General features: G+C 72.1%; 22 protein-coding genes. 17 read left to right on the forward strand and 5 right to left on the reverse strand.

What is annotated here, in order from left to right:
* Positions 1 to 41: 41 nt before the first annotated feature.
* On the reverse strand, positions 42 to 2,429 hold the full coding sequence (locus NMN56_RS12595) for a serine/threonine-protein kinase (protein WP_274040132.1): 2,388 nt from the start codon (positions 2,427 to 2,429) through the stop codon (positions 42 to 44).
* A 141-nt stretch (positions 2,430 to 2,570) separates the two neighbouring features.
* On the opposite strand from NMN56_RS12595, the gene NMN56_RS12600 reads away from it, so the two are divergent.
* The 3 genes from NMN56_RS12600 to NMN56_RS12610 all read left to right on the forward strand — a co-directional run bounded on the left by NMN56_RS12600 (position 2,571) and on the right by NMN56_RS12610 (position 5,110).
* Positions 2,571 to 3,005, forward strand: a complete 435-nt coding sequence (locus NMN56_RS12600) for a MarR family winged helix-turn-helix transcriptional regulator (protein WP_274040133.1) — start codon at positions 2,571 to 2,573, stop codon at positions 3,003 to 3,005.
* Positions 3,002 to 4,426, forward strand: coding sequence for an MFS transporter (locus tag NMN56_RS12605; RefSeq protein ID WP_274040134.1), 1,425 nt, complete (start codon positions 3,002 to 3,004; stop codon positions 4,424 to 4,426). The genes NMN56_RS12600 and NMN56_RS12605 overlap by 4 nt, the downstream gene beginning before the upstream one ends.
* 126 nt (positions 4,427 to 4,552) lie before the next feature.
* Positions 4,553 to 5,110: an isochorismatase family protein gene (locus NMN56_RS12610; RefSeq protein ID WP_274040135.1), complete on the forward strand. Its 558-nt coding sequence runs from the start codon at positions 4,553 to 4,555 to the stop codon at positions 5,108 to 5,110.
* A gap of 95 nt (positions 5,111 to 5,205) precedes the next feature.
* Here NMN56_RS12610 and NMN56_RS12615 read toward each other — a convergent pair whose 3' ends face one another.
* From NMN56_RS12615 to NMN56_RS12625, 3 genes are all read right to left on the reverse strand, one after another.
* Entirely contained in the window at positions 5,206 to 6,204 is a 999-nt protein-coding gene (locus NMN56_RS12615; protein WP_274040526.1) for an alpha/beta fold hydrolase, read from the reverse strand.
* A gap of 457 nt (positions 6,205 to 6,661) precedes the next feature.
* Positions 6,662 to 7,372 (reverse strand): alpha/beta fold hydrolase, encoded by a 711-nt coding sequence (locus tag NMN56_RS12620; RefSeq protein ID WP_274040137.1) that lies wholly within the window; start codon positions 7,370 to 7,372, stop codon positions 6,662 to 6,664.
* A 77-nt stretch (positions 7,373 to 7,449) separates the two neighbouring features.
* On the reverse strand, positions 7,450 to 8,097 hold the full coding sequence (locus tag NMN56_RS12625; RefSeq protein ID WP_274040138.1) for a YHS domain-containing protein: 648 nt from the start codon (positions 8,095 to 8,097) through the stop codon (positions 7,450 to 7,452).
* Between the two features lie 695 nt (positions 8,098 to 8,792).
* On the opposite strand from NMN56_RS12625, the gene NMN56_RS12630 reads away from it, so the two are divergent.
* Together NMN56_RS12630 and NMN56_RS12635 are read left to right on the forward strand one after the other, a co-directional pair.
* A complete protein-coding gene (locus tag NMN56_RS12630; protein ID WP_274040139.1) occupies positions 8,793 to 9,353 on the forward strand; it encodes a hypothetical protein in 561 nt (186 codons plus the stop codon).
* Positions 9,344 to 10,636 (forward strand): MAB_1171c family putative transporter, encoded by a 1,293-nt coding sequence (locus tag NMN56_RS12635; protein ID WP_274040140.1) that lies wholly within the window; start codon positions 9,344 to 9,346, stop codon positions 10,634 to 10,636. The genes NMN56_RS12630 and NMN56_RS12635 overlap by 10 nt, the downstream gene beginning before the upstream one ends.
* Here the strand turns inward: NMN56_RS12635 and NMN56_RS12640 are convergent.
* Complete coding sequence (locus NMN56_RS12640; RefSeq protein WP_274040141.1) at positions 10,631 to 11,536, reverse strand: helix-turn-helix domain-containing protein; 906 nt, start codon at positions 11,534 to 11,536, stop codon at positions 10,631 to 10,633. The two genes, NMN56_RS12635 and NMN56_RS12640, sit on opposite strands and share 6 nt — an antisense overlap.
* 335 nt (positions 11,537 to 11,871) lie before the next feature.
* Here NMN56_RS12640 and NMN56_RS12645 point away from each other — a divergent pair, with 335 nt between their 5' ends.
* The 12 genes from NMN56_RS12645 to NMN56_RS12700 all read left to right on the forward strand — a co-directional run bounded on the left by NMN56_RS12645 (position 11,872) and on the right by NMN56_RS12700 (position 24,792).
* Positions 11,872 to 12,840, forward strand: a complete 969-nt coding sequence (locus tag NMN56_RS12645; RefSeq protein ID WP_274040142.1) for an ABC transporter ATP-binding protein — start codon at positions 11,872 to 11,874, stop codon at positions 12,838 to 12,840.
* Entirely contained in the window at positions 12,837 to 13,907 is a 1,071-nt protein-coding gene (locus tag NMN56_RS12650) for an ABC transporter permease (protein WP_274040143.1), read from the forward strand. Before NMN56_RS12645 ends, NMN56_RS12650 begins: the two co-directional genes overlap by 4 nt.
* The gene (locus NMN56_RS12655; protein ID WP_274040144.1) at positions 13,904 to 15,238 is read left to right on the forward strand and encodes a YcaO-like family protein; all 1,335 of its coding nucleotides are present in this window, start codon (positions 13,904 to 13,906) and stop codon (positions 15,236 to 15,238) included. Before NMN56_RS12650 ends, NMN56_RS12655 begins: the two co-directional genes overlap by 4 nt.
* A gap of 175 nt (positions 15,239 to 15,413) precedes the next feature.
* Positions 15,414 to 16,178, forward strand: a complete 765-nt coding sequence (locus NMN56_RS12660) for a TOMM precursor leader peptide-binding protein (protein WP_274040145.1) — start codon at positions 15,414 to 15,416, stop codon at positions 16,176 to 16,178.
* Between the two features lie 4 nt (positions 16,179 to 16,182).
* Positions 16,183 to 18,186 carry a nitroreductase family protein gene (locus tag NMN56_RS12665; protein WP_274040146.1) on the forward strand — a complete coding sequence of 668 codons (2,004 nt, stop codon included), beginning with the start codon at positions 16,183 to 16,185 and terminating at the stop codon, positions 18,184 to 18,186.
* Positions 18,183 to 19,091 (forward strand): nitroreductase family protein, encoded by a 909-nt coding sequence (locus NMN56_RS12670; RefSeq protein ID WP_274040147.1) that lies wholly within the window; start codon positions 18,183 to 18,185, stop codon positions 19,089 to 19,091. The genes NMN56_RS12665 and NMN56_RS12670 overlap by 4 nt, the downstream gene beginning before the upstream one ends.
* Before the next feature lie 107 nt (positions 19,092 to 19,198).
* Complete coding sequence (locus NMN56_RS12675; RefSeq protein WP_274040148.1) at positions 19,199 to 19,366, forward strand: thiocillin family RiPP; 168 nt, start codon at positions 19,199 to 19,201, stop codon at positions 19,364 to 19,366.
* A 43-nt stretch (positions 19,367 to 19,409) separates the two neighbouring features.
* On the forward strand, positions 19,410 to 19,586 hold the full coding sequence (locus NMN56_RS12680) for a thiocillin family RiPP (protein WP_274040149.1): 177 nt from the start codon (positions 19,410 to 19,412) through the stop codon (positions 19,584 to 19,586).
* A gap of 121 nt (positions 19,587 to 19,707) precedes the next feature.
* Complete coding sequence (locus tag NMN56_RS12685) at positions 19,708 to 19,890, forward strand: thiocillin family RiPP (protein ID WP_274040150.1); 183 nt, start codon at positions 19,708 to 19,710, stop codon at positions 19,888 to 19,890.
* 93 nt (positions 19,891 to 19,983) lie between these two features.
* Positions 19,984 to 21,165: a metalloprotease gene (locus NMN56_RS12690; RefSeq protein WP_274040151.1), complete on the forward strand. Its 1,182-nt coding sequence runs from the start codon at positions 19,984 to 19,986 to the stop codon at positions 21,163 to 21,165.
* The gene (locus NMN56_RS12695) at positions 21,162 to 23,861 is read left to right on the forward strand and encodes a hypothetical protein (protein WP_274040152.1); all 2,700 of its coding nucleotides are present in this window, start codon (positions 21,162 to 21,164) and stop codon (positions 23,859 to 23,861) included. Before NMN56_RS12690 ends, NMN56_RS12695 begins: the two co-directional genes overlap by 4 nt.
* Positions 23,854 to 24,792 (forward strand): lantibiotic dehydratase C-terminal domain-containing protein, encoded by a 939-nt coding sequence (locus tag NMN56_RS12700; RefSeq protein ID WP_274040153.1) that lies wholly within the window; start codon positions 23,854 to 23,856, stop codon positions 24,790 to 24,792. The genes NMN56_RS12695 and NMN56_RS12700 overlap by 8 nt, the downstream gene beginning before the upstream one ends.

Genomic DNA, 24,792 nt, shown 5'->3' on the forward strand with positions numbered 1-24,792 from the left:
CGGCCGGTGGGCGCGGGCGGCCGGTGGGCGCGGGCGAGCGGTCAGTCGGCGCGCTGATAGAAGCGGGGCGCGTTCTTCGAGTCCTCCGGGTTGTAGACCCGGATCTCGTCGTCCCCCTTCATCGAGACGACGATGGACTTGCCGTTGCCCCCGCACTTGCCCTCCGACACCGCCTCGTCGGTCTCCGAGGGCCCGTACATCACCGTTTCGCCGTCGGCCGCGCCGAGTACGTACGTCCACTCGCAGTGGTAGTCGTCCGCGTCCCCGACGTCGCGGTCCCCGACGTTGTGCATCGTGCCCTCACCGACCGGCCCCTGGTCGAACGTGAGGGTGCGCGCGTGCTTCTTGGCCGAGTCGGCGTGCCCCTCCCACTTGCCCAGCAGCCGGTGCGGTACGGGCCTGGCGGAGTCGCCGCCCACACGCTGGAGGCGGGAGGTGAGACCGCCGACCGGGTAGGCCCAGTCCATCGTGTCGTCGCCGGTGAGCTTCAACTCCTGCTCCCCGTAGGCCGAACAGGACTTGCTCTTCGGGTGGGAAGCGGTGATCCGGCTGGTCACCTTCATGCGCCCGTTGAACGAGATGAGCGTGGCCTCGCCGACGCACATGAGGTCCTTGCGCAGGTTGACGGTCTTGGCGACGACCTCGTTCTCGTCGCCCTGCCGGATCTCGAAGCGCCGGGTGACCGTCTCCCCGTTGTCCTGCACGGAGCCCTGCCAGGCGCCGAGGTAGCTCTTCGGCAGCGCGCCGCCGGGAGCGGGTTCCTCGCCGCCGGGCTTCCCCGTGGCCTCCGGCCCCTGCCTGCCGTCCGAACTCGCGTCGCCGCCAGGCGACTTACGGGCCTCGGCGCCACGCTTCGTGCCCCCGTCGTCCGGCGCGTCCAGTACGCGCAGCGCCACGAACGTGCCGACGCCGGTGACCAGCGCGAGCGCCACCCCGGCCGCCACCAGCACCATCGCACGCCGCCCGCGCTTCTCTCCACCGCCCGGTGGGCCGCCAGGCAGCGGGAAGGCCCCCACCTGCGTGCCGTGCCCGCCACCCGGCGGCGGCTGCGGGACGTGCGGCGCCTGTGGCGGCCCCTGTGCGGGCCCCGTCACGGTGGCCATCCCGTGCACGCCCTCACCGTCCGGGGGCGGAGCCGGGGTCGGTGCCGGGGTCGGGGTGGGCGGAGAGGCGGGGATCGGCGTGGGGGTGGGCGTGGGGGCCGGCGTGGGGGTGGGTGTCGGCGGAGGGGTGTCGGCACCCTCGCCACCGGCCGCCTCGTCCGCGGCCTCATCGGCCGCATCTCCGGCTGCGTCCGGGGACCCGGACGGAGGCGTGGACGGAGGCGTGGACGGAGGCAACGGAGGTGTGGACGGCGGCGACGGCGGCGGTGTGCCGGGAGCCGGAGGGGCCGCCGGTACGGGTGGGAGCGCGGCGCGGGGCGGGACGGAGGGGGGCAGCGGGACGACGGGGGCTCCGGCCGCGCGGTCGGCCGCCTCCCGCGCTCCGGGTACCTCCGCGTCGAGCAGAGCCGCCGCGTGCCGGCCGAGGTGGGCGACGAGGCTCCCCGGCAGCCACGGGTCGGCGGCCTCGGAACCGGTCGCCGAGGGGCCGGGCTCGTCCTCGGGGTCGGCCGTACGCTCCAGGATCTCGTCCAGCGAGGGGCGGTCGTCCGGGTCCTTCGCCAGGCAGTCGGCGACCAGTGCGCGCAGCCCCTCCGGGACGCCGTCCAGCTCGGGCTCCTCCTGGTTGATGCGGTACATCAGCACATGGCCCGCGTGGCCCGCACCGCCGAAGGGCGTGCGTCCCGTCGCGGCGAAGGCCAGTACGGAGCCGAGGCTGAACAGGTCGCTCGCGGCGGTAAGGCGTTCACCGCGCACCTGCTCGGGCGACATGAAGCCGGGCGAGCCGACGACGGCGCCCGTGCGGGTCAGATGTGCGTCGGCGACCGTCTCCAGGGCGCGCGCGATGCCGAAGTCGATGACGCGGGGCCCGTCGATGGTGACGAGGATGTTGGAGGGCTTCACATCGCGGTGGATCAGCCCGGCCTCGTGGACGGCGCCGAGCGCCAGCGCGAGCCGGTTGGCGAGGATGCGCAGCGTCCGCTCGGGCAGCGGCACCGCGCGCCCGGCGCGTCCGGTGACGGCCTCGTGCAGCGAGATGCCGGGGATGTATCCGGTGGCCACCCAGGGCTGTTCGGCCTCGGTGTCGGCGTCCAGCACGGGCGCCGTCCACTCGCCGCCGACCCGGCGTGCCGCATTGATCTCCTGCTCGAACCGGCGTCTGAACTCCGGGTGTTCCGCGAGGTCGCGCCGTACGAGCTTGACGGCGACGGTACGTCCGCGCGGCGACTGCGCGAGGTACACGCAGCCCATGCCGCCCTCACCGAGCCGCCCCAACAGCCGGTATCCGCCGATGCGTTCCGGATCCCCCGCGCGCAGCGACCTCAATGCCCTCTCCCCGGCTCGTGGTTGCAGGTGTGAAACGTGATCGTACGGGCTACGCGTACCTGGCAGCCACAGTCTTCACAGGCCCCATCCCTTGACAGGGAAACTTGCAAGTTCCCCTGTCAAAGTCGTACGGTCGCCACCATGCCAGGCAGCAAAGATCCCGAACTGATGGCCACCGAGATCGCGGCCGTCATGAGCGGACTGATCCGCAGGGTGCGCGCCGCCTCGCCGCAGGGCGAGCTGACCCCGACACAGCGTTCCGTGCTGCACCGCGTCGACGCCGAGGGCCCCGTCACGATCGCCGCGCTCGCCCGCGCCGAACTGGTGCGCCCCCAGTCCATGCGGGTCACCGTCGGCGCGCTGGAAGAGCGCGGCTTCCTCGCCCGCGCCCCGCACCCGACCGACGGCAGACAGGTCGTCTTCGCGCTCACCGACGAGGGCCGCACCACCCTGGAAGCCGTCCGCAAGGCCAAGCGGGGCTGGCTGGCCGACGCCCTCACCTCCCGCCTCGACGCCGACGAGCGCCGCACGGTCGACGAGGCGATGGGCCTGCTCAAGCGCCTGGCCGACGAATGAGCCGCGCCCTCGGCCGCTTCCACGGGTCCCAGGCCCCGGCGGTGGAGGGCGAACACGGCTTCGGCGCCCGCCTGATGACGCCCCTGCTGCTCGGCTCCGTCCTCAACCCCGTCAACTCCACGATGATCGCCACCGCGCTGGTGGCCATCGGCCGCGCCTTCCACGTCGGCGCCGCCGACACCGCCTGGCTCGTGGCCTCGCTCTACCTCGCCAGCGCCGTGGCACAGCCGACCCTGGGCAAGCTCGCCGATCTGCTCGGACCGCGCCGGGTCTTCCTCGCCGGTCTCGCCGTCGTCGTCGCCGCCGGAACCGTCGGCGCACTGGCCCCCGCCTTCGGCTGGCTGATCGCCTCCCGCGTCCTGCTCGGCGTGGGCACCTCGGCCGCCTACCCGTGCGCGATGGCGCTGCTGCGCGCCGAGGGCGCGCGCCTGGGCAGGTCCGTTCCGCGTACGGTCCTCGCGCGGCTGTCCCTCGCCTCGCTGGGCAGCGCCGCCGTCGGCCCCGTACTGGGCGGGCTGCTCGCCGCCACGCTGGGCTGGCGCGCGATCTTCGCGGTCAATGTGCCCGTCGCCCTGCTCGGACTGCTGCTCGCCGCCGTCTGGCTGCCCCGTCACACCGAGCGCCGCGCACCGGAACCGGCGCGCGGCGGCGGGATCGACCCGCTGGGCGTCCTCCTGTTCGGCGCGGCCCTCACCACCGCCATGCTCTTCCTGATGGACCTGCACGCCCCGCGCTGGCCGCTGCTCGCGCCCGTGGCGGTGCTGTCCTGCGCGCTGGTGCGGTGGGAGCTGCGGCGCCCGTATCCCTTCCTCGACCTGCGCATGCTGGCCCGGCACGGCGCGCTCGTGCGCACCTATCTGCGGCACGGGCTGGCGTACCTCGTCATCTACTGCGTCATGTACGGCTTCGCGCAGTGGCTTGAGGAGTCCCCCGGTCTGTCCTCCTTCCACGCGGGCCTCGTCCTGCTGCCCATGTCCCTTGCCGCGGCGGCCAGTTCGCTGCTCGGCGCCCGTACGAAGGGCATACGCGGGCCGCTCACGCTCGCCGCCGTACTGCTGGGCGCCGGCAGCTGCGCCCTCTTGCCCGCACACGGCTCCACGCCGCTCGCCGCGCTGCTGCTGGCCTCCGTCCTCTTCGGGCTACCCCAGGGACTCGCCGGAACCGGCAACCAGGCGGCCGTCGCCGCACAGGCACCCGCCGGGTCGGTGGGCGCAGCCGCCGGGCTCCAGCGCACGGCCCAGTACCTCGGTGCGATCACCGCTTCCAGCCTCATCGCCCTCTTCTACGGCCACCGGGCCGACGACGCGGGGCTCCACCTCATAGCCGTGACGGTGGCCGGGCTCAGCCTCGCGCTGCTCGTGCTGACCATCACCGACCGCGCCCTGCACGGCCGTTCGCCACCCTCCCCGGAACGTACGTAACCGCTTCCGGAACGCACGTATCCAGCCCCGGAACGCACGTATCCGCCCCCGGAACGCACGTATCCGCCCCCGGAACGTACGTATCCGCCGGCCCATCCGTTTCCCCCGCACCAAGGAGCACCACCCATGGCCGTCACCACCCTCGACCCGCACAGCGCCCTCGTCCTCATCGACCTCCAGAAGGGCATCACCGCCATGCCCAGCGCGCATCCCATGCAGGAGGTCGTGGACCGCTCGGCGCGGCTGGCGACCGCTTTCCGGCTGCGCCGCCTTCCCGTCGTCCTCGTCAACGTCAAGGGCGGGGCGCCGGGCCGTACCGAGGTCTCCCTCGGCGGCGGGGCCGACCGCCCGGCCGACTGGGCGGAGCTGCGCCCCGAACTCGACGTCCAGGGCACGGACATCCTCATCACCAAGCAGCAGTGGGGCGCCTTCTACGGCACGGCGCTCGACCTGGAGCTGCGCCGCCGCGGGGTCACGCAGATCGTGCTCGGCGGGGTCGCCACCTCCTTCGGCGTCGAGTCGACGGCGCGCGCGGCGTACGACCGCGGCTACCACGTCACCGTCGTCTCCGACGCCGTCACGGGCCCCGACGCCGGCACCCACCGCCACTCGCTGGAAGACGTCTTCCCGCTGCTGGGCGAGACCGGCACCACGGAGGAGGTCCTCGCCCTGCTCGGCCCCTGAACCGGCCGCACCGCCGCGGCCCCGCAGCGGGCCGCGGCAGCGGGTCCGGCGGCAGCTGGTCCGGCGCCGGCGGTGGGTCCGGCGCCGGCGGTGGGTCAGAGGTTCGCGAGCCACTCCGTCAGCAGGCGGTTGACGTCCTCGGCGCGTTCCTGCTGGACCCAGTGCCCGCAGTCCTCAAGGAGGTGCGAGCCCGCCAGTCCCGGCAGCGTGGTGGGGAACGCCGCGATGGCGTCGCGCATCCACGTGGTGGAGGAGTCACGCTGCCCGCCGATGAACAGCGAGGGCTGGCGGACCGGCGCCCCGTCCCAGGCGGCGAGGTCCTCCCAGTCCCTGTCGACGTTGCGGTAGCGGTTGAGGCCGCCCGTCAGCCCCGTACGCTCGAACTCCTGGGCGAACACATCAAATTCGGCCTCCGACAGCCAGCCGGGCAGCGGCCCGTCGACGAAGCGCTCGGACATCCGGGCGCCACGGGCCACGAAGAACGGGCTGGGGCTGCCCTCTGGCGCCATCGTGTCGCCCGACAGGCTGGCGTAGGCGCCCGCGAGCCAGCCGCGCACATCCGGCTCGATCTCCGCCTCGGCGCGGCCGGGCCGCTGGAAGTAGCCGATGTAGAACTCCTCGTCACCGCCGAGCTTCGCGAACCCCTCGGTCGGCCGCATACCGCCGCGCGGCGAGTACGGGACGCTCATCAGGCCGACGGCGGTGAACACATCGGGCCTCAGCAGTGCCGAGTTGGCCGCGATGGGCGCCCCCCAGTCGTGGCCGACGACCACCGCTTTCTCCTCGCCGAGCGCGCGGACGACACCCACGTTGTCGCCGACGTGCGCCAGCATCCGGTACGCCTCGACGGCGCCGGGACGCGAGGAACGCCCGTACCCGCGCACGTCGATCGCCACCGCGCGGTACCCCGCAGCCGCCAGCGCGGGCAGCTGACGCCGCCATGAGTACCACGACTCCGGAAAACCGTGCACGAGCAGCACCAGCGGCCCGCTCCCCTGCTCGACGAGGTGGATACGCCCACCGGGCACCTCCACCAACCTGTGCGTGCCCGCCCCGTCCCCCGTGACGTCCCCTGCCTGCTCGCCCTGCGCCATCGCGCGCTCCCCTTTCCGGTGTTCCGGCATTCCAGCGTTCCCATGGTCCAACGGTCCGACGTGTACGCGTCCCTGGCGTGCCGACACTCCACCGCGCAAGCGCGCCGACGCGCTACGTTCCGTCCCCGACGAGCCTCCACACCACCCACCCACCGCACCAAGCACCTTTGCCGTTCCGGCAAGTCGCCCGCGCCCGGGCCCCGTCCGCAGGTGTGTGGCTCACGACGAGCGACGAGATCGCCGAGCACTACGCGCGCACGACCAACTCGCCGTACCTGCCTCTCGGTTCGGGCAACCAGACCGGGTGAAGCGGGACGCCGAGCGCGCGCCGCGTGGCGCCGAGCGTCACGCGCCGCCGTGCCGAGCCACCCCGCGCCGAGCGTCACGCGGCACGCGGCAGGCAGCACGCGCGCGGGGCCCTCGTGTGCCGCCCTCCCCCGTGGGGCGGCACACGGGTTCAGTCGGCGGCGGGGCCGCCCGCCGCCTCGTTCAGGATCCGGGCCAGCTCGCGCGGCCGGGAGAACATCGGCCAGTGGCCGGTGTCCATACGGACCAGCTCCCAGTGCTCGCTCGTGAGCAGCTCGGCCACAGCGGGAGCCGGCTCCTCGCCTCCCGCGAGCAGGCAGGTGATGAATGTGGCGGGCAGCTCTCCCAACGGGCGTGCCAACACGGCCGGTTCGACCAGCGTGGGGCCAGGGTGCGGTGTGGCGCGGCCCACGAGGTACGCGATCTGCTCGTCCGAGAGGTCCTGGCCCTTGAACTCCTCGGCGGGCAGCGGCTGCCAGAAGCTCCCCTCCGCGCCGTACGCCTCCTCCATCGCCGGCCCCTCCGGCCAGCCGGAGACGAAGGACTTCCCGTCGGCGGGGACGTTGGCGTCGACGAACACCACGCGGGCCAGCCGGTCGCCGATACGGTCGGCCGCCTGGCCGACGGGGATTCCGGAGTAGCTGTGCCCGACGAGGACGACCTCGCGCAGGTCGAGCCGTTCCACCTCGTCCACGATGTCCTGGACGTGGGTGCGCTGCCCCGCCGCTGTGCCCTGCTTGTCGGCGAGACCGGAGAGCGTCAGCGGATGCACGCCGTGCCCGGCCTTCCGCAGTTCGGGCACCACCTCGTCCCACGCCCACGATCCGAGCCACGCGCCTGCCACGAGTACGAGTTCAGCCATGCGTCGGAACATAGCGCGGGGGTCTGACAATCCACCGCCGGACGGACCTCAGGACCGCCCTGCCCGGACCACGCGGATCACCCGCCGAGCGTGACCCCGTACTCGTCGGCGAAAGAGCGGCGGCAGGACCGGCTGCAGAAGCCGTAGATCTTGCCGTCGTACTGGAGGGTGAGCGTGGCGGCGTCCTCGTCCACGACCATTCCGCACACCGGGTCCAGCAGCTTGCCGGGGCCCGGCTCCTCGATGCGGCCTTCCAGTACGGCGTCACGGAACGGCCTGGTCACATGGTCCTCCAGCGCGCGACCGCCCATGGACCTCCCGTAGAGCCCGATGCCGTTCTCGGAGACGCCCAGCACATGGATCAGGGCGTGCGGATGTTCGCGCAGCCGCTCCGGGTCGCGGCCCGCCTCGGCCTCGAACTGGGCGAGCGCGTCGGTGAGGACCTCGATGACGGTGGCACTCATCTCCTTGCGCCAGGAGGCCGGGGCGCTCACCCGTACGAGATAGCGCGGCGGGTCGGCCGGGTCGGCATCGGGACGCTGCCCCAGCACCCAGTCCTCGTTCTCCCGCACGATCGCGTGCATGAGGTTCCGTTCGGCGTTGAGGACGTCGGGGTGATGGCTGCCGTCCTCCGTCATCAGCACGTCGATCAGGCGCCGCCCCAGCGCCTGGCGCTCCTCCTTGCCGAACACCCCCGCGGGAACGTCGACTTCGATCAGCAGCACGGTGAACTCCCCTCGCCCCTCGGCCCGTTGGGGTGCCAGTCTGCCGAGCCGAGGGTGGTGGCGTACTCCGGCGGACGGATGACTTCCGCCGTACGCCCCCGGGAGTAGCGGGGGGCGGCGGAGACAGCGGGCGCCTCCCGCCGGGCGGGCCCGGGGAAATGGCCGGCTGAACTGCCGTCACGGCTTCGGGGGTGAAGCCGTGAATCGGGTGAAGCGGGTGAAGTGACGCGGAATTGCGCCGGTCACCGGCGGAAAAGCGAGAGGTTCATCGCGCCGGGTTCATGGGTAAGCGCCCGGGCGGCTCCGTTGCGCACGCGTGTCCGAGTTCGACCTCAGTGGTGCCTTGCGCACTTGTGTCCGACTCGGTACTCCGTGCATGATGGATCACCGCGAGAACGTGGTGTCCGTGCAGGTCAGCGCGGATTGGAAGGCTGTCACGGGGGGACATGACATGGGGGAACAACCGACGAGCCGCAGACCGGCTGCTCACCGGTGGCACACCGGCTTCTCCGGCGACACCGCCACATGAACTTCATTCGATAGTCGCGGCATCAGCCTGTGAAATTGAAGCCTCAAGTAAAAGTGCCGGTCAAGAGCGCGGTGCCCACGTTCGTACGACGCGCCACCCTCGCTTCGTTTTCGGTACGGCATTCTGAGGCCCCGTTGAATGAGCGCAGTGGGGGAACGGTTCAGCCATGCGGTTGCCAGATTTTCTGTCCGTTTTCGGGTCCGGCGGACACAGAACCAGTGAGCAGGAGTGGGAGCGCCGCGTCTCCGACCACGTGCGCGCGCTCGACATGCGCCCGCCGTTCAGCGTCGAGGCCATCTGCGAGGCGCTCGCGCGCAGCAGGGGACGGCCCATCGAAATGATCCCGTATCCGCTGCCCACACCGGGCCCGATCGGCCTGTGGGTGGGCACTCCGAGGGCGGACCTGATCATCTATCAGCGCGAGACCACATCGCTGCACCAGGAGCACATCATCCTGCACGAGGTCGGGCACATCCTCGCCGATCACCACAGCGCGGGTGACGGCATGGACTGGGACTCGCTGTTGCCCGCGCTGAAGAGCGAGGCCATCCACCGTGTGCTGCACCGCTGTTCGTACGACACGTCGCAGGAGCGCGAGGCCGAGCTGACGGCGACGATGCTTCTGGAACGGGCCTCGGTGCTCGACCGGTTGATGCCCGCACGTCAGGAGGATCCCTCGACCCGCAGGATCAGGGCCGCTCTGGGAGGGCGCCAGGAGTGGCTGTGATACTGGCGGGGCCCCTCCAGGCCGTACTCGCCCTGCTGGCACTGGGCTTGAAGGTCTTCCAACTGGCGAGGAACCCCTACAGCGCACCGCTGCGCGCCGTCACCCTCTGCCTGCTGTACGCGTGCGGAGCCGGACTGCTCGCGCTGCCGATGGGCGCGCGGTTCTACGACGGCGCGGTCGGCGGCACGGTGACCCGGCTGGCGCAGAACGTCATGCTGCTGACTGCCTGTTACTTCCTGATGTGCTTCTACCTCTACTCGGCCCTCGACCACGCCTCCGCGCGGCACCGCGCGCGCCGTGAGGCCACAGGGCTGCTGGTGACGGTCTGCACGCTCGCCGCATGTGTACTGGTGGGCGCCGGGGACCTGTTGGCGGGCGGCTTCGCCGAGGTGGACATGGCGATTCCCGAGGACACCGTCTTCTACCTGGTGGCCGAGCTGTACCTCGTCTACTCCCTCGCCTCGTCGTTCTACTGGACGCACCGCTTCGCGCGAAGCTCGCCGCGCCCGCTGTCGACGGGGCTGTGGATCGTGGCGGCCGGGGTGTCGACGGCCGCCGTTTCCGCCGCCGTACGCGTGGCCTTCGTACTGGTCCGCTCGCAGGGTGCCGTGATCCCTGCGGCCCTGACGGAGTGGACGCGCGTGCTGCTCATGGCCGCCGTGTCCCTCTTCGTGACCGGGGTCAGCTATCCGGTGCTGCGCAACTTCCTCACCTCGGCCAGGTTCTGGCGCCGGCACCGCAGGTTCCACCGCAGGCTGCTGCCGCTGTGGCTGCTCCTGTCCGAGGCGTTCCCGCACGTCGTGCTCGATGTCGCGGGGCCGCGCAGGAGAGGGGGCAGGCCACCGGTACGGGGCGTGCACAGGCGCCTGCACCGCAGGGTGATCGAGTGCCGCGACGGGCTCGTGCTGATCCTCCCGTATCTCACCGTGCCCCCGGGCCGCGGCGCCGTCCCGGGCAACCCGGCAGCCGAGAGGGCCGCGGCGCTGCTCCGGGAGGTGATGGACGGTGCGGCACTACGGCTCGAACCTCGCGCCGCACGCGAATGTGCCCCGAGCGCCACGGCACGGGGCGTGCCGCCGTCCCTGGACAGGCAACGTGACAGGGAGGCCGACGTACACGAGTTGCTGTGCCTCTCGGACGCCCTGCGCGACGCCGGACCAGGCCGACGACGGCGTACGGGGACAGGGATGGAGACGGGGACGGCAGCGGGGGCGGCGGGGGCGGAAACCGCCGAGCCGGCGGAGCCGACCGGGCCGGTGAGGAAGCGCCTTCTGCGGCTATGAGCCCGGGTCCCGGTCCGGGTCCCGGCCGTCGGCCGGCAGCTCCCGTTCCTGGAGTTCGGCGACGACCTCGTTCAAGAAGGCCAGAACGTCCTCGGAGAGCGCCTCGCCGCCGACCCCCCGCGGCTCGACCGTACGGAGCGCGCCCGTCCTGGCCGAGGCGAGGAGCCGCAGCCCTTCGAACACCTGCCGTGCCACGGCCGCGTCGCGCTGGAAGAAGAGCGGCGAGACGCCGAACAGTTCGGCCAGCCCTTCCCTGACGATGGGCGAGGCGGTCTCCTCGGCGCCTGTCCGCAGCGCGTGCACCTGGTCCTCGGAGGTCACCCGGGCTCCCGCGTGTGCGTTGACGGACGCGGCGATCTCGGCGTCGGACGGCGGGCGCTGGTCTCCCGGGTAGGAGTGGTCCAGCAGGTAGGTGATCTTCTCGGCCAGCGAGTCGGGGACGCCGCGCGCCGCGCCGTCCCGCCGGCCCGGATCGGGGACCTCGTGGCCGAACGACCGTTCCTGGGCAGCCAGCAACTCGTCCACGCCGACGCCGTACCCGTCGGCCAGCGGGCGTACGAAGCCGTCCTTGAGGCGGCGCTTGCCGCGCTCGGCGTTGGCCACCGGACCCGCGCTCCTCGTGCCGATCAGGTCCTTCGTCTGGTACTGCGAGTACCCCGCGTCGCACCGCAGGTCGGTGAGGTCGGGCGGGTCCGAGCGGGGGAAGAGGCCGTCCAGGCTCTTGCCGAGCGCCCTCGCCAGCGCGGGGAGTTTCTCCCCGTCGGGCGCGGACTGGCCGGTCTCCCAGCTGGCGACTGTCGGGTCGGCGACGCCTACCTCCCGGGCCACGTCGCCCTGTGTCAGTTCAGCGGCGCGGCGCACCGCGCGCAGGCGGCGCCGGTCGAAGTGGCGAGCGGACATGAGGGAGCCTGTCTTTCGAGCTAGTTCGTCAAACGAAGGAAACTTTGATCAGTTGACCGGTTCGCTGAAATCGGTATAGCTTCAGGTTAGCGAACCGGGGGCATCCGGCATACACCGCACGGACGTTTCCCACACCTGTCCCACCTGCGACTCCGGCCAGAACCGCCACGGCTGCCGACCGCAGAGGACGCGACACATCCCGGAGTCATTCGTCCCGGAGCCCACAGCCCGGGACACATACAGCTACAGCCCGGACCCGTACAGCGAGGCTCCGCACACCCGGTGCCGAGAACCATCCGCGGCACCGAGGGGGAACATCCATGAGTGGAGAGGGAATGGAACGCACAGACGACGTAGCGGTCGTTCATGACCTCTCGAAGCAGTACGGCACCCGCTGGGCCCTCGACGAGGTCGCGTTCACCGTCTCCCAGGGCGAGGTCTTCGGCCTGCTCGGGCCGAACGGCGCGGGCAAGACCACGCTGCTGGAATGCCTCACGGGACTGCGCAAGCCGACATCGGGAACCGTCAGGGTACTCGGCGAGGACCCGGCGACCCCCCGCTCGGCACTGCGCAGCATGGTCGCGGTGCAGCCCCAGGAAGCCACCCTCTTCCCGCAGTTGTCCGTACGCGAGACGGTCGAGCTGTGGGCCTCCTTCTACCCCGAGCCGGACGACATCGACGACGTACTCGCCCGCGTCGGGCTGCTGGAGGAGGCGCACCAGCGCGTCAAGGTGCTCTCCGGCGGCCAGTCCCGGCGGCTGCTGCTCGCCGTCACCGTCGTCGGCAGACCCCGGGTGCTCCTGCTGGACGAACCCGCGGCCGGGCTCGACCCGCAGGCCAAGGAACACCTGTGGGACGTCGTACGGCAGCAGCGCGCATCGGGCGGCACCGTGCTGTTGAGCACGCACGACATGCACGAGGCCGCCGAGCTGTGCGACCGGGTCGCCGTCCTCGTGGAGGGTCGGATCGCCGCCTGTGACACGCCCGGCCGGCTGGTCTCCGAACTCGCGGCCCTCAGCACCGTGACCTTCACGGCCCCCAGGGAGACGGACCTGAGCGCGGTCGCGTCCTTCCCCGGCGTCACCGCCGTGGACTCCACCGAGGTGGCCGGCGAAAGCGTCCGCGTACGGGTGCGTACCGCTGTCGGCGACCAGACCCTGAAACGTATCGCAGGTGACGAAAGCCTCGTCGCCGCCGACCTGGACATCGACAAGGGCGGGCTCGGGGACGTGTTCCGCAGCCTCGCGGGCGACAGCGCACAGCGGGACGGGACCGCCGCACAGCAGAAGGGCGGCCGTTCATGAGCGCCGACACGAGGACGAGGACCAGGACGAGGGGGGCCAGCCCGGCCTTCCGGCAGATGGTGCGGACGAACTCGCGCGAGCTGTTCCGCGACGGGAAGACGGCGTTCTTCGCACTGGTCTTCCCGCTGCTCTTCCTCGCGATGTTCCTCGCCCTCGGCACCCTCGCGGCCGGCGGCACCTATCACGTCGCCGTGACCGGCTCGGCCGGGAGCCCGGCGGTCCTGGAGAACCTCAAGAAGCCCGACGGGTTCCAGACCGAGGCGTGGCCGGAGAGCACACCGCCGAAGCCGGGCGATCTGGCCGGCTACGACGCGATCGTCAGCCCGGCGGGCGACAAGGCCACCGTGGTCGTGGACCCGGGCAAGTTCGGCGCGCTCAAGGACATCCGCTCGGCGCTCTCCAGCAGCGGCATCGACGAGGACCACGTACGGTTCCTCACCCCCGACGGCGGAGCACCCTTCGACCCGCTCAAGGCGGCGCTGCCCACCGGGCTGCTGATGGCGCTGATGTCCGTCGCCTTCTTCGGTACGGCCACCCCGCTGATCGCCCTGCGAACGCGCGGCACACTGCGGCTGCTCGGCACCACACCGCTCAACCGCATGACGTTCGTGCTCGCCCAGGCGCCCGTCAGGCTCGCGCTGGTCGCCGTCCAGCTCCTCGTGCTCGGCACCGTCGCCGTCGCCATGGGCTTTCTGCCACTGGCCGGGACCCTGCGCCTGCTGGTGTCCGGATTCCTCGGCGCCGTCATGCTGTTCGCCTTCGGCTACTTGATCGCGGCACGGATGCGCAACGCGGAAGTCGTGAACGGGCTGCTGGGCCTGCTGATGCCGGTCGTGCTCTTCACCAGCGGCCTGTTCCTGCCGCTCGACCTGCTGCCCTCCGTGGTCGGGGACATCAGCGCCGTACTCCCCACGACCTACCTCGTGGACGCGCTCAACCACGACCTCAACGAGGCCGCCTCCACCCACACACTCCTCACCGACTGGTCGATCGTCCTCGCCGGCGCCGTCGTGTTCGGCGGCCTCGCCGCCCGGCTGTTCCGATGGGACCAGGGAGAAGACAGATGAAGTCAGCCGCACTGCAGGCCGGGCTCGGCCGGCTCACGGACCTGGACGCCCTCGTCGGCCCCTACGGACTGGTGGAGCGCACGCACCGGCTCCCCAACCAGCCGGGAGACCCCCGCTTCCCCATCTACTCCGCCTCGCTCGGCGAACTCGGCGAAGTCGCGGACAACGTCGCCGAGTCCACCCGCGGCCGTAGCGCGCGGGGCGAGATGGACGGTGCCGGTGGCGCCGTCGACCCCGAGCGTGCGGCCCGCCTCAGCGTCGCCGAGGCATTGGAGCGCTACGCGACCTCCGTCGTCCAGCCCGAGGGCGTCATCTGGGCGACGGCCGAGGAACTCGGCGACGAGGCACTGGACATCACCACGCTGCCCCGCTGCTCGGCCGCCGAACTGGCCCACCCCAAGGCGCTCACCTCCGATGTCGACACCACGGCGCCGATGCGCTGGGTACGCGGCTGGTCCCTCACCCGGCGCAGGGCACAGTGGGTGCCCGCCGTCGGCGTGTGGATGCACATACCGCCCCAGTCACGGGGCGAGCGCTACGCGAACCCCATCTCGACGGGCTGCGCCACGCATACCGACCTCGCGCAGGCCCTGGTGAACGCGGTCTGCGAGGTGGTGGAGCGCGACGCCATCGCCCTCACCTGGTACCAGCGCCTGGCCCTCCCCCGTATCGAGTTCGACGCCGTCCCGGAGAACCTGGCGCCCTTCCTGGCCAAGTCCAGGGACAGCCTCGTGGAGACCGTCTTCTTCGACGCGACCACGGACCTCGGCATCCCCACCGTGTACTCGGTCGATCTGACGCCCCACAACGAGGTGCTGGGCCAGATGGTGATGTGCAACACGAGCCTGGACCCCGCCGACTCGATCGCCAAGATCGTGCGGGAGTCCGCCTCCTCCCGTATCGCGATGCAGGTACCGCGCGACATCCCGGAGACCGTCGACGAGTTCCTGCACGTCTTCCACGGCGCCTCCTACATGGGGCACCCCGGCCGCAGGGACGCCTACGACTTCCTGCTCGGGCACGACGCGCTACAACCCTTCAGCGCGATGCCGACGCTCACCACGGGCGACAGCGGACAGGACCTCGCGCTGCTCGTCGCACGGCTGGAACAGGCCGGCTGCAACGTGGTCGCCGTCGAGTGCACGACTGACGAGGCCCGCGATGTCGGCTTCCGTGTCGTACGGGTCGTCATCCCCGAACTGATGCCGCTCTCCTTCGCCTACCGGGCCAGGTACCTGGCACACCCGAGGCTGTACGAGGCACCGGCCCGCATGGGCCACCCGGTCCTGCCCGAGGACCAGATCAACCCTCTCCCCCAGCCGTTCGCATGAGGCGCCGGGACGCTGCGAGCGATCAGAACGCTGTACGGGCTCGGAACGCTGTACGGGGCCCGTGCACCGCACCGGAGGAGCACGGCCGCGTATCCGCACCCGGCCCCGTACGCGAACAGAGCCCTGTGCACGAGGCGTTGGCCTCGAACGGAAACCGAACTCGGAAGGCGAACCCATGACCACGGTGCACGTACTCGCGGTGGGCGACTTCGGCGCCGAGGTGGCGCGGTGTCTCGGCCGTGCGCACCCCGGCACCGTGGTCTCCCACGACAGGGCCGCCAGGGGCACCGCGCTGCTCGACTCCTCCGGCTGGCCGCCGGCGCGCATCCGCGTACTGGCGTCATGGCGCGAGACACCCCGGCTGATGGAGACGCTCGACGCCCGGTCGGCCGACTGGCGCACGCCCTGGTTCCCCGTCGTCAACGAGCACCCCCGGCTGCGCGTCGGCCCGGTGGTCGTCCCCGGTGAAGGCGCCTGCTACCGCTGCTTCCGCAGGAGGCGCGCACAGCACGAGCCGCCGAGCACCCGCAGCACGCTGCTGCACACCCACTACGACGCGCACCCCGAGGCGGGCGTCGCCGGATTCCTGCCCCACCACGTGGACATGGCCGCCGCCGCCGCGAGCGACGTGCTGCACCGCATCGAGCGCGGCGAGAGCGCGGACACGGCAGGGAACGTACGGCACTGGAACGTGCTGGAGCACCGCATGAGCAGCGCACGCGTGGTCGGTGTGCACGGATGCGACCGCTGCCGCCGCTCCTCACCGGACGCCGCGACGGCGAGTTGGGAACCCCTCGCCAGGGAGCTGACGCCGCTGCTGGCGGGTGCGGCGCCCGCTCCCGCGTCCCCTTCCGCGCCCGCCTCAGCTCCCGTCGCCCCCGCCGCCCCCGTCCCCGGCGGCCGAGGGGCCGCCCCGTCCGTTCCCGCCGAGCAGAGGTAGTGGCATGGCAGACAGCAAGCTGATCGCCGCGGCCGACATGCGCCGCGCGGTGTCCCAGGACCCCCAGTTCACCGCTCCCGTCCGCCCCTCGCTGTGCCGGGGCATGGTCGTGGTGCCCTTCTCGGACGGCGTACTGATCGAGGGCGGCCCCAGCAGGCAGGTGCTGCGCGGCGCCGCCACCCGCGAACTCGTACCCACACTGCTGCCCCTCCTGGACGGCACCAGGAACGTCGAGGAGACCGCGGCAGAGGCGGGTGTACCCGTACCGCATGTCGAACAGGTCGTCGCCCTCCTCTACACCTGCGGCCTCCTGGAGGACGGCGAGGTCTCCGGCGCGAAAACCCCTGCGGGGAACGGGCAGTTGACGGACGGGCAGTCGGCCGAGGGGCCGACGGACCGCGAGTCGGCGGTGGACGGACCGACGGTGAACGGACCGACGGTGAACGGCCAGACCGCGAGCGGCCCGGCGCCCGGCGGGGAGAGCGCGTCCAGCGTCTTCTGGTCCCGCAGCCTGGACTCCACCCGGGTCAACCGGTCCGCCGCGCAGGTCGAAGAGCGCCTGGCCACCGCGCGGGTTTCCGTGATCGCGGACGGGGACCTGGGCAAGCGCCTTCAGGCGGGACTTGTCGCCACGGGCTTCGCCCATGTCACGCGGGAGGAGGGGCCCGTGCCCAGCTCCGGCGCCGACCTCGTCGTCGTGGTCGGCGAAGACGGCCGCGACGACGGGCTGACGGCGGCCGAGTGGTGCGCCGTCAACGGCGTACCCCTGCTGCCCGGCTGGCTGCACGGCACCACGCTCGACCTCGGTCCGTACATCGACCCGGAGTTCACCGTCACCTACGCCGAGGTCCTGCACCAGCGCGCCGCCGCGGGACCCGGGAGCGGAGTCGGCCCGGAGACGGGCGACGGGCTGGGGGCCGGCAACGGACCGGAGACGGGCAACGAGCCTGAGCCGGGCGCCCGACCTGAACCGGGCGCCGGACAAGAGACCGCCACTGGCACCGACGTGCCCGGCGCCAACGCGCCCGCCGCCGACGTGCGCGGCGCCGAAGCCCCCGAGACCCACCGCACGATGGCCGTAGCCCTGATCACGGACCAGGTCGCCGCGACCGTAGGCCGTATCGGCTCCTCGGTGGTGCTGCGCGGCATGGTCAGGACCGAACTGGACGCCTGGGAGCAGGAGATCTTCGTCATGGCGCCGGTCCCGGACGTCACGGACGAGGCGTCGGCGAAGACGGCGGGTGACGTGCCGCTCGCGCTCGCCTTCGAGTCCTCGGTCGGCTTCCCGCCCCGCAAGCTGCTCAACCCGCGCGACCACCAGGTCCACTACAAGCCGGGCAACATCGCGCTCCAGCGCGAGAGCAAGCGCTGGCCGAGCGCCCGCACCCTGGACCTGCCCCGTACGGATGTCCTCCCTTCGGCCCCGCTGGAGACGGAAAGGCCGCCGTTCACCGACCGGTTGGGCCTGGCCGAACTCGCCTCGGTCCTGCTGGTCACGGCGGGGCGCAAGGAGGAGGCCGCCGGTGCCAACCACGTTCCGCGCTGGGCGCCGACCGGCGGCAACCTCGGCTCGGTGACCCTGCACGTCGTCGTCTCCGATGTCGCGGGCGTCCCCGCAGGTACGTGGGGGTACGACTCCGCAGCGCACAGGCTGGCCCGGCTGCCCGATACCGTGCCGCCGGCTCCGTACGGGCCCGCACCGGGAGCGGAGACCGGAAGCGGACAGGGAGCGGAAAGCGGAGCCGGGCCCGAAGTCCCGGCGGCCACGCTGGTCCTCACCGGTTCGCTGGCCCGGGTGGCCTCGAAGTACGCCACGTTCGCCTGGCGCATCGTGCATCTCGACGCGGGGGCCGCCCTCGCGCAGGCGTCCATGACCGCGCGGGCGCTGGGCCTCTCGGCCCGCCCCCTCAGCCGCTGGGACGACCAGCGCCTCGCCAGGACCTTCGACCTCGATCTGGACACCGAGCCCGTGACCGGAGTGCTCGAACTCCGCCCCTCCCGGAGATGAACGCCACCATGCCCCTGACGCATCCGCTGCCCGCGCTCCTGGACGCCAACGACGTACTGCGCCAACTCCAGCTCCGCGCCCGGCTGTCCGAGGACGACCTCCGTACCGCGCCTGCCCCCGTACCGACCCGGCTCCGCAGCCCGCTGCGTGAGGCCACAGCCGACACCGGCACGGCAGGCACCCTCGGAGCCATCGCTACCGGCACCGCCACCGCCACACCCTCCGCCGAGGACGAGCCGCCGTCCCCCGACGGATTGCCGTCCCCCGACGGATTGCCGTCCCCCGACGGGTCGCCGTCCCCCGACCGGATCACCGCCTTCGCCGCACCGCCGAGCGAGCGGCCCATGGCGGAGGTGCTGCGGCGGCGGGCCTCGACCCGCACCTACGCACCCGACCCTGTTCCCGTCGAACTGCTCGCCGCCGTCGTGCGCGCCGCGGCCGACTTCGACCGCGCCGCGTGGCCCGAGCACGAGGCGGGCGCCGGGCTGGACTTCCTCGTCGCCGCGCGGCACGTCACCGGGCTGCCCACCGGCATCTACCTGTACGCCGAGGCGAGCGCCGAGTTCGTCCGCCTCGCCGACCTCCCACAGGGCGATGCGGCGGCCGACCTCGTACTCCAGCTGGAGTTCGCCGACGCGCCCGCGACCGTGCTGGCCTGCGGTCCTCTGGCCGCCTCGCTGGCCAGGCACGGCGAGCACGGCCACAGGCTGCTGCTCGCACGCGCCGGCGCCGCGTCGCAGGCCGCCTGGCTCACGGCGCTCGACCGGGGGCTCGTGGGCAGCATCTTCGCCGGGTTCCTCGCCTCGTCGCTCAAGCCGCTCGTGCCCGTCGACGGCTACCGCAGCACCCAGTTGCTCGCCTTCTCGTGCGGCCATCCCGCCGAGCGGGCGGCCGACGACGGCTGAACGCCGGCAACTCCCCAGACTCCGCACCCCGTCCCTGGGGTGCGGCCGGGCGGCGGCACCGTCGCCGCCTCCAACCCCCTACGTCACAAGAAAGGACGGGCGATTCCATGACGCATGACGAGAACTCCCTCGACCTGTTCGCCGAGGACGCCTCGCTGACCGTCGACGCACTGCCGACCGACGCTTCGCTGGCTTCCGTTTCCACCATCGGCACCTTCGGCAGCCTGGGCGGATCCACCATCGCCACCAGCGGTACCGCCAGCTCCAACGGCTGACCGTTCAGACCTTCACTCAGCCCTCCGTACAAGGAGACCATCCATGGGCGAGATCACGAATCTCGATCTGTTCGCCGAGGACATCGCCGGTGAACTGACCGCTGAAGTCCTCGACGACTCCGCGCTGCTCGGCACCTGGGGCTCGATCGGCACGTTCGGCAGCGCGACCTGCCCGTCGTCGACCGCCTCCACCGGCGGCAGCGCCTCCTCGTCCGGCTGATCCCGGCTTCCGCCGGGTTCCGGTCGGCTGTTCCACCAGCAACCGGTGACTGAGGACGGACCGCGACAGCGGTCACCGCAGTAACCGACAACAGAAGCAACCGAAGGAAAGGAGAACGATCGTGACTGCACAGGACACCGTCCAGGACGTCATGGCCATCGATCTGTCCGTCGAGGACATGACCGTGGAGCCGCTCGCTGACAGCGCGCTGCTCGGTACCGCCGCTTCCTGGGGCACCGCCGCCTCGGCGAGCTGCCCGGCCGCCTGCGTCGGCACCGCCAGCAGCGCTTCCTCGTCCGGCTGATCGGCCGCACGGTCTGAACCCGCTGTCCGGCCGGCGCAGTCTCAGTGCGCCGGCCGGGCAGCGGCCCCCGCATTATCTCTCCAGGAGGAACCCTTGCGATCCACCGCCGCGGCGCCCTCGGAAACCACCGGTGCCCCCGCTCACGGTGCTGCGGTCTCCCCGGAGCGGGACCCCGTGGACACCGCCTGGCTGGAGACCGAGCCGCTCGCACTCAAGGAGTCGGTCGAGCAGACGACCGGGCTCGACGGCCGCCCGCTGCTCTTCGACGCCGAGACGGGCAAGTACGTGGCGATCTCCCGGGCCGGAACCGTCGTGCTGGGCCAGCTCGGCGAGGGCACAACGGCCAGGGACGTGGTACGCAGGCTCAGCGCCGCCTCGTCGGCCGACCCGGCGCGCGTCGAGACCTCTGTCATCAGGTTCCTCACGGAGGTCAGACAGGCCGGGGTGCTCACCCTGGAGCCGCAGGAACAGAACCGCCGCGAGCGCGTGATGAAGTACTCGCTGCGGCAGAAGATGCCGCGCATGGCGCTCACCCGCTCGGTCCACGTCCTGCTCGGGCCCGTCGCCAAGGTCGTGGGCGCTGTCCCCGTTGCGGTCTCCGTGACGCTGTGGATCCTGCTGGCACTCGGTGGCGTCACCGTCGCCGGCTACACCCTGGCCACCCAGGGGGTTTCGTCCATCACCGCGTGGTCGGCGCTGGCAGCCGTGCTGCTGGTCGCGCAGGTCGCCGTGCACGAACTCGCGCACGCGCTGGTGTGCCAGATGCTCCGCGTCCCGGTGAGAGAGGCCGGGATCACGCTCATGCTGTACGTCATGCCGGTCGCCTACGTGGACCGGACGGACGCCTACCGCGTACAGGGCCGCGCGCCCCGCGTCCTCATCGCCCTCGCGGGGCCCATGAGCGACGCCATCTGGGCGGGCGTCAGCGCGCTGGTCCACCTCAACAGCGACGGCGCCGCGCACCAGGTCACCGGCACGCTGCTGCAGTTCCAGCTGCTGCTCATGATCGTCAACCTCAACCCCCTGCTGCCGTCGGACGGTTACCACGCCATCGAGTCGGCGGTGGGCTCCGTCAACATCCGTGGCCGCTCCTTCGCCTTCCTCGTCCACCTGCTGACCAGGGCGCCGCTCCCCAGCCATCTGCTGGCGACCAGCCGCGGCAAGCGCGTCGGCTACTGCGTCTTCGGCGCGGTGTGCGCCGTCTACGGCGTCCTGCTGGTCGGCCTCGTCCTGATGTGGTGGTGGCACATGATCGAGGGGGGCTTCTTCGGATGACGGCACGTCCCACGCTCTCCGAAGTCGTCGTCCACCGCGTCAACCACCTCCCTGTCGAGGCGCTCGACCTCGGGCTGCCCGGCACGCTGGAGTCGCTGCTCGGCGAATCGGGCCTGGAGCGGCAGCTCGCCGAGTGGGCCGAGCCCCTGTCCGACGCGCTGCACGCGGCCGTCCCCGGGCTGGAGGACGACCCCGCTCTGCGCCGCGCCGCGCTGGCCGTACGCCGTGCCGTGCACAACCAGCGGCCTGCCAAGGTGCCGGACTCCGCCGTGCTCGCCCTGGCCTGGCGGCTGGGCGACGAGGAGGGCGCCCTCCTCACGCGCTGGCAGGACGGAGTACGGCGGCTCGCGGCACTCCGCACCGTGACCGAAACGCACTACGCCACCGAGACCGCGCGGGCCACGGCACGCCTCAGGGACGTACTGAACGACCACGGCCTCGGCCAGGGCGTCGCGCTGGCCAGCCCCCATCTGCTGGGCCACCTCACGGCCAAACCCCTTGAACCGCACGGCAAGGCGACACGTTCCGTCCTCGCCTACGTCTCCAGGGCCGCCGTGAAGACCAGCCCCTTCTCCCGCCTGACGGAGCTGACCCTCGACGGGCAGAAGACCGGGGGAGAGACGGCCGAGGGAGAGGCTGCGGAAGCGGAGACGGCGGAAGGAGAGACGGCCGACGGGCCCAGCGCCGACAGCCGGCAGCCCGGAGGGCCGATGCCCGATGAGCAGATACCCGGGGAACAGCGGCCCGGTGAGCAGGGGCCCGGTGAACAGCGGCCCAGGGAACAGAAGTTCGCGCGCGGCGGCCGTCTCTCCGTGGCGCAGCAGCACGTGCGCGACTGGGTGGACACGCTCGCCCGCGACGAGCGGTGCGCCACGCTCTTCGAGACGGAGCCCAACAGGTCGCCGCGCGAGGTCGCGGGCCGCCTCCTGGTGCTGCTCCCCTCGTACGGGGGGCCGGGCGAGGCGGCGTGGCGTACCGACGAGGTCGCCGACGCCTCGCGCCACCGGGCACTGGTGGAGGAGATCGGGACGTGGCCGCGCGCGACCATCGCCGCGACCCTCGAACGGATCGGCGGCGCCGACCCGTTCGGCGGGTTCGTACGGCTGCTGGACACCGGCTGGCTGCGCCTCGTACTCCCCTGGGAGACCGGCGAGGAACGGCCGCTGCTGGCGCTCGCCCGACGGCTGGAACGCCTGGCTGACCCGGCGCTGCTGCACACCGCGCGGTGCCTCAGAACGCTGGACGACGGCGCCGCCGAGCTGGCCGGACTCGACGGGCCCGCACGCGCTGCGGCCGTCGAACGGCTGGCGCGCCGCGTGGCCGGGGGGCCGGAGGAGGCGCCCAGGCCGGCGGTGCCGTACACCGTCTACGAGGACACGCTCTCCGACGTGCCCGTGCACCTGACAGCGCCCGCCGTCCGCGAGGACCTGACAGCGCTGGGCGAACGCATCAGGCCGTACGTCTTCAGGTCGCACCTCTACGACTGGATGCGGGACGAGTTCGTCGCCGCGTACGGGTCCGGCGGCCGGTGCCGGGACGCCTTCGCCTTCCTGTGGCGACTGGCGGCGGCGCCGGACTTCGACAGCAAGCTCTTCCAGGCCCTACGGCGTGACCACCAGGAGTCCGGCAGCCCCACGGAGCGCGCCTGGCTGCCCGTCTCGGCGAGCAGCGCCCCGCCCACCACGGCCGTGCTGTACCAGATCGCGGCCGGCGGCCCCGACGACCTCGCGCGAGGGCGTCACCGCACCGTTGTGAACCAGTACAACTCGGGCGTGGGCGGCCTGCTCGCACGCTTCCGGCGGCTCCTCGACACCCCGGCACCGTCCGGCGACCTCACCGAGCAGCTCCGCGACTGGATCGGCGGGCTCTTCCCCGAGGCGGCCCCCCGCGAGGTGACCCTCTCCGGCGATGTCAACGGCATGCACGAGGCGGCCGAGGGAGTGCTGCCCCCGCTGCGCTGGCCCAATGAGCCCGCCAGAAGCGACGAGGCGTACGACCCCGAGGCGCGGGTCGCGCTCCGGCACGACCCCGCCGACGACACCCTGACCCTGACCCTGGCCGACGAGGCCGACCGCGTTGTCGCACCGGTGTACCTGGGGGTCGTTCCCCAGCACCTCGTTCCCGGCCCTGCCAGGCTTCTGCTGTGTCTGGCCGACCCGTGGGTCAACGGGTCCCGGATGTGCTGCACCCGCAACCCCGTGGAGGTCGCGCCGCCCCCGACCCCCGGCGCCGTCGACCGGTCACCCCGGAGCGCGCACGGCCGCCTGGTGCTGCGGCGCGAGACCTGGCGACTGGAACCCGGGCTGCTGCCGCGTCCCGAGAAGGGCGAGGAGGCCGCGGCGTTCTTCCGGCGCGTGCACCGCTGGCGCACCTCTCACGGCATGCCGGAGGAGGTCTTCCTCTCGGTCGAGAACCCGCCCGGCGACCCCGGGAGCACCGGCGCCGCCGCCAAGCCGCTGTGGCTCTCCTTCGCGAGCCCGCATGCGATATGGGCTGCGGTCAACCACGTCAAGAAGGCCCCGCGCGCCCTCGCCGTGCGCCTCTCCGAGGCGTGCCCCGACCGCTCCGGGTACTGGCTGCGCGACCACGAGGGGCACCGCCGCGCCGCAGAGCACGTCTCGCTGCTGCGCTGGGAGAGAGCGGCGGCCCCTGCGGTGGCGAGGAACGACGAGCGTCCCGGAGGGGATCATGGCTGACGCGCTCAACGGCCGGGACTGGTGGTACGCACGGCTGTATCCGGGCGGCCTGAATCGCCTTGACCTGGCCGCCACTTCGGTTCTGCCCGCACTGGCGGACGAGGCCCTCGCGAACGGAGCCGACCGATGGTTCTTCCTCCAGTACACCGACTGGAAGGGACCGCATCTACGGGTACGGGTGCAGGGGCCACGCGCCCCGCTGGATGCCCTGCACAGGCAACGTGGCCGAATATCCTCGCAATTGCGCGGAATACAGCGGACGAAGGTCCCAGAAAGGGGATCGCTGGTTCCTCTGGAACTCCGCCCCTTCAGTGGAACGCATACGGGATTTGAAGTCGGCGTCTACGAACCGGAGAACTCCAAGTACGGCGGCCAGGACGGCGTGGAGACGGCAGAGGCCGTATTCCAGGAATCCAGCGTGCTGGCACTGTGGGGGCTCGGTTTCCCCCGCCATCCCGACCGGGCCGCACTCGCACTGCTCCTGCTGGAGGCCGCGGTGGCGGCGCTGGCCCCCTGGGGCACAGGCGCCGAGGTGTTCTGGCAGCGGCATCTCGCGTGGTGGACGCAGGACGCGGGGAGCAGGGCCGGTGTCCTGCGCGACCGGCTGCGCGACCTCGCGGCCGAAGACCCGCACGGCGTCGGGGAGTCGGCAGCCCGGCTGGCCGCCGACCCGGTGGTGCGGGCGCGTACGCGCGGCTGGACGGAGACGCTGACGCTGTGCCTCACCAGGGCGCATGAGCAGCAGAACCCGTACAGCGCGGGCCACTTGGTCTTCCACCACGCACACATGATGTGCAACAGGCTGGGGATTCTGCCGCGCGAGGAAGCGCTTCTCGGTGCAATGGCGGCCCGTACGGAAGCGACAACTCGGAAGCCGTCGCCGGGTGCGGTACAGCAGGGTGGTAATGCCGAACCATGTCCTGCACAATGA

This window comes from Streptomyces iconiensis (assembly GCF_028657195.3).
In the GTDB taxonomy this organism is placed as follows: domain Bacteria; phylum Actinomycetota; class Actinomycetes; order Streptomycetales; family Streptomycetaceae; genus Streptomyces; species Streptomyces iconiensis.

Bases quoted from the DNA above. Each gene is read 5' to 3' on its own strand.
- NMN56_RS12600 (WP_274040133.1), top strand. From the start codon at position 2,571: ATGCCAGGCAGCAAAGATCCCGAACTGATGGCCACCGAGATCGCGGCC.
- NMN56_RS12605 (WP_274040134.1), top strand. From the start codon at position 3,002: ATGAGCCGCGCCCTCGGCCGCTTCCACGGGTCCCAGGCCCCGGCGGTG.
- NMN56_RS12610 (WP_274040135.1), top strand. From the start codon at position 4,553: ATGGCCGTCACCACCCTCGACCCGCACAGCGCCCTCGTCCTCATCGAC.
- NMN56_RS12615 (WP_274040526.1), bottom strand. From the start codon at position 6,204: ATGGCGCAGGGCGAGCAGGCAGGGGACGTCACGGGGGACGGGGCGGGC.
- NMN56_RS12620 (WP_274040137.1), bottom strand. From the start codon at position 7,372: ATGGCTGAACTCGTACTCGTGGCAGGCGCGTGGCTCGGATCGTGGGCG.
- NMN56_RS12630 (WP_274040139.1), top strand. From the start codon at position 8,793: ATGCGGTTGCCAGATTTTCTGTCCGTTTTCGGGTCCGGCGGACACAGA.
- NMN56_RS12640 (WP_274040141.1), bottom strand. From the start codon at position 11,536: ATGTCCGCTCGCCACTTCGACCGGCGCCGCCTGCGCGCGGTGCGCCGC.
- NMN56_RS12645 (WP_274040142.1), top strand. From the start codon at position 11,872: ATGGAACGCACAGACGACGTAGCGGTCGTTCATGACCTCTCGAAGCAG.
- NMN56_RS12650 (WP_274040143.1), top strand. From the start codon at position 12,837: ATGAGCGCCGACACGAGGACGAGGACCAGGACGAGGGGGGCCAGCCCG.
- NMN56_RS12655 (WP_274040144.1), top strand. From the start codon at position 13,904: ATGAAGTCAGCCGCACTGCAGGCCGGGCTCGGCCGGCTCACGGACCTG.
- NMN56_RS12660 (WP_274040145.1), top strand. From the start codon at position 15,414: ATGACCACGGTGCACGTACTCGCGGTGGGCGACTTCGGCGCCGAGGTG.
- NMN56_RS12665 (WP_274040146.1), top strand. From the start codon at position 16,183: ATGGCAGACAGCAAGCTGATCGCCGCGGCCGACATGCGCCGCGCGGTG.
- NMN56_RS12670 (WP_274040147.1), top strand. From the start codon at position 18,183: ATGAACGCCACCATGCCCCTGACGCATCCGCTGCCCGCGCTCCTGGAC.
- NMN56_RS12675 (WP_274040148.1), top strand. From the start codon at position 19,199: ATGACGCATGACGAGAACTCCCTCGACCTGTTCGCCGAGGACGCCTCG.
- NMN56_RS12680 (WP_274040149.1), top strand. From the start codon at position 19,410: ATGGGCGAGATCACGAATCTCGATCTGTTCGCCGAGGACATCGCCGGT.
- NMN56_RS12695 (WP_274040152.1), top strand. From the start codon at position 21,162: ATGACGGCACGTCCCACGCTCTCCGAAGTCGTCGTCCACCGCGTCAAC.
- NMN56_RS12700 (WP_274040153.1), top strand. From the start codon at position 23,854: ATGGCTGACGCGCTCAACGGCCGGGACTGGTGGTACGCACGGCTGTAT.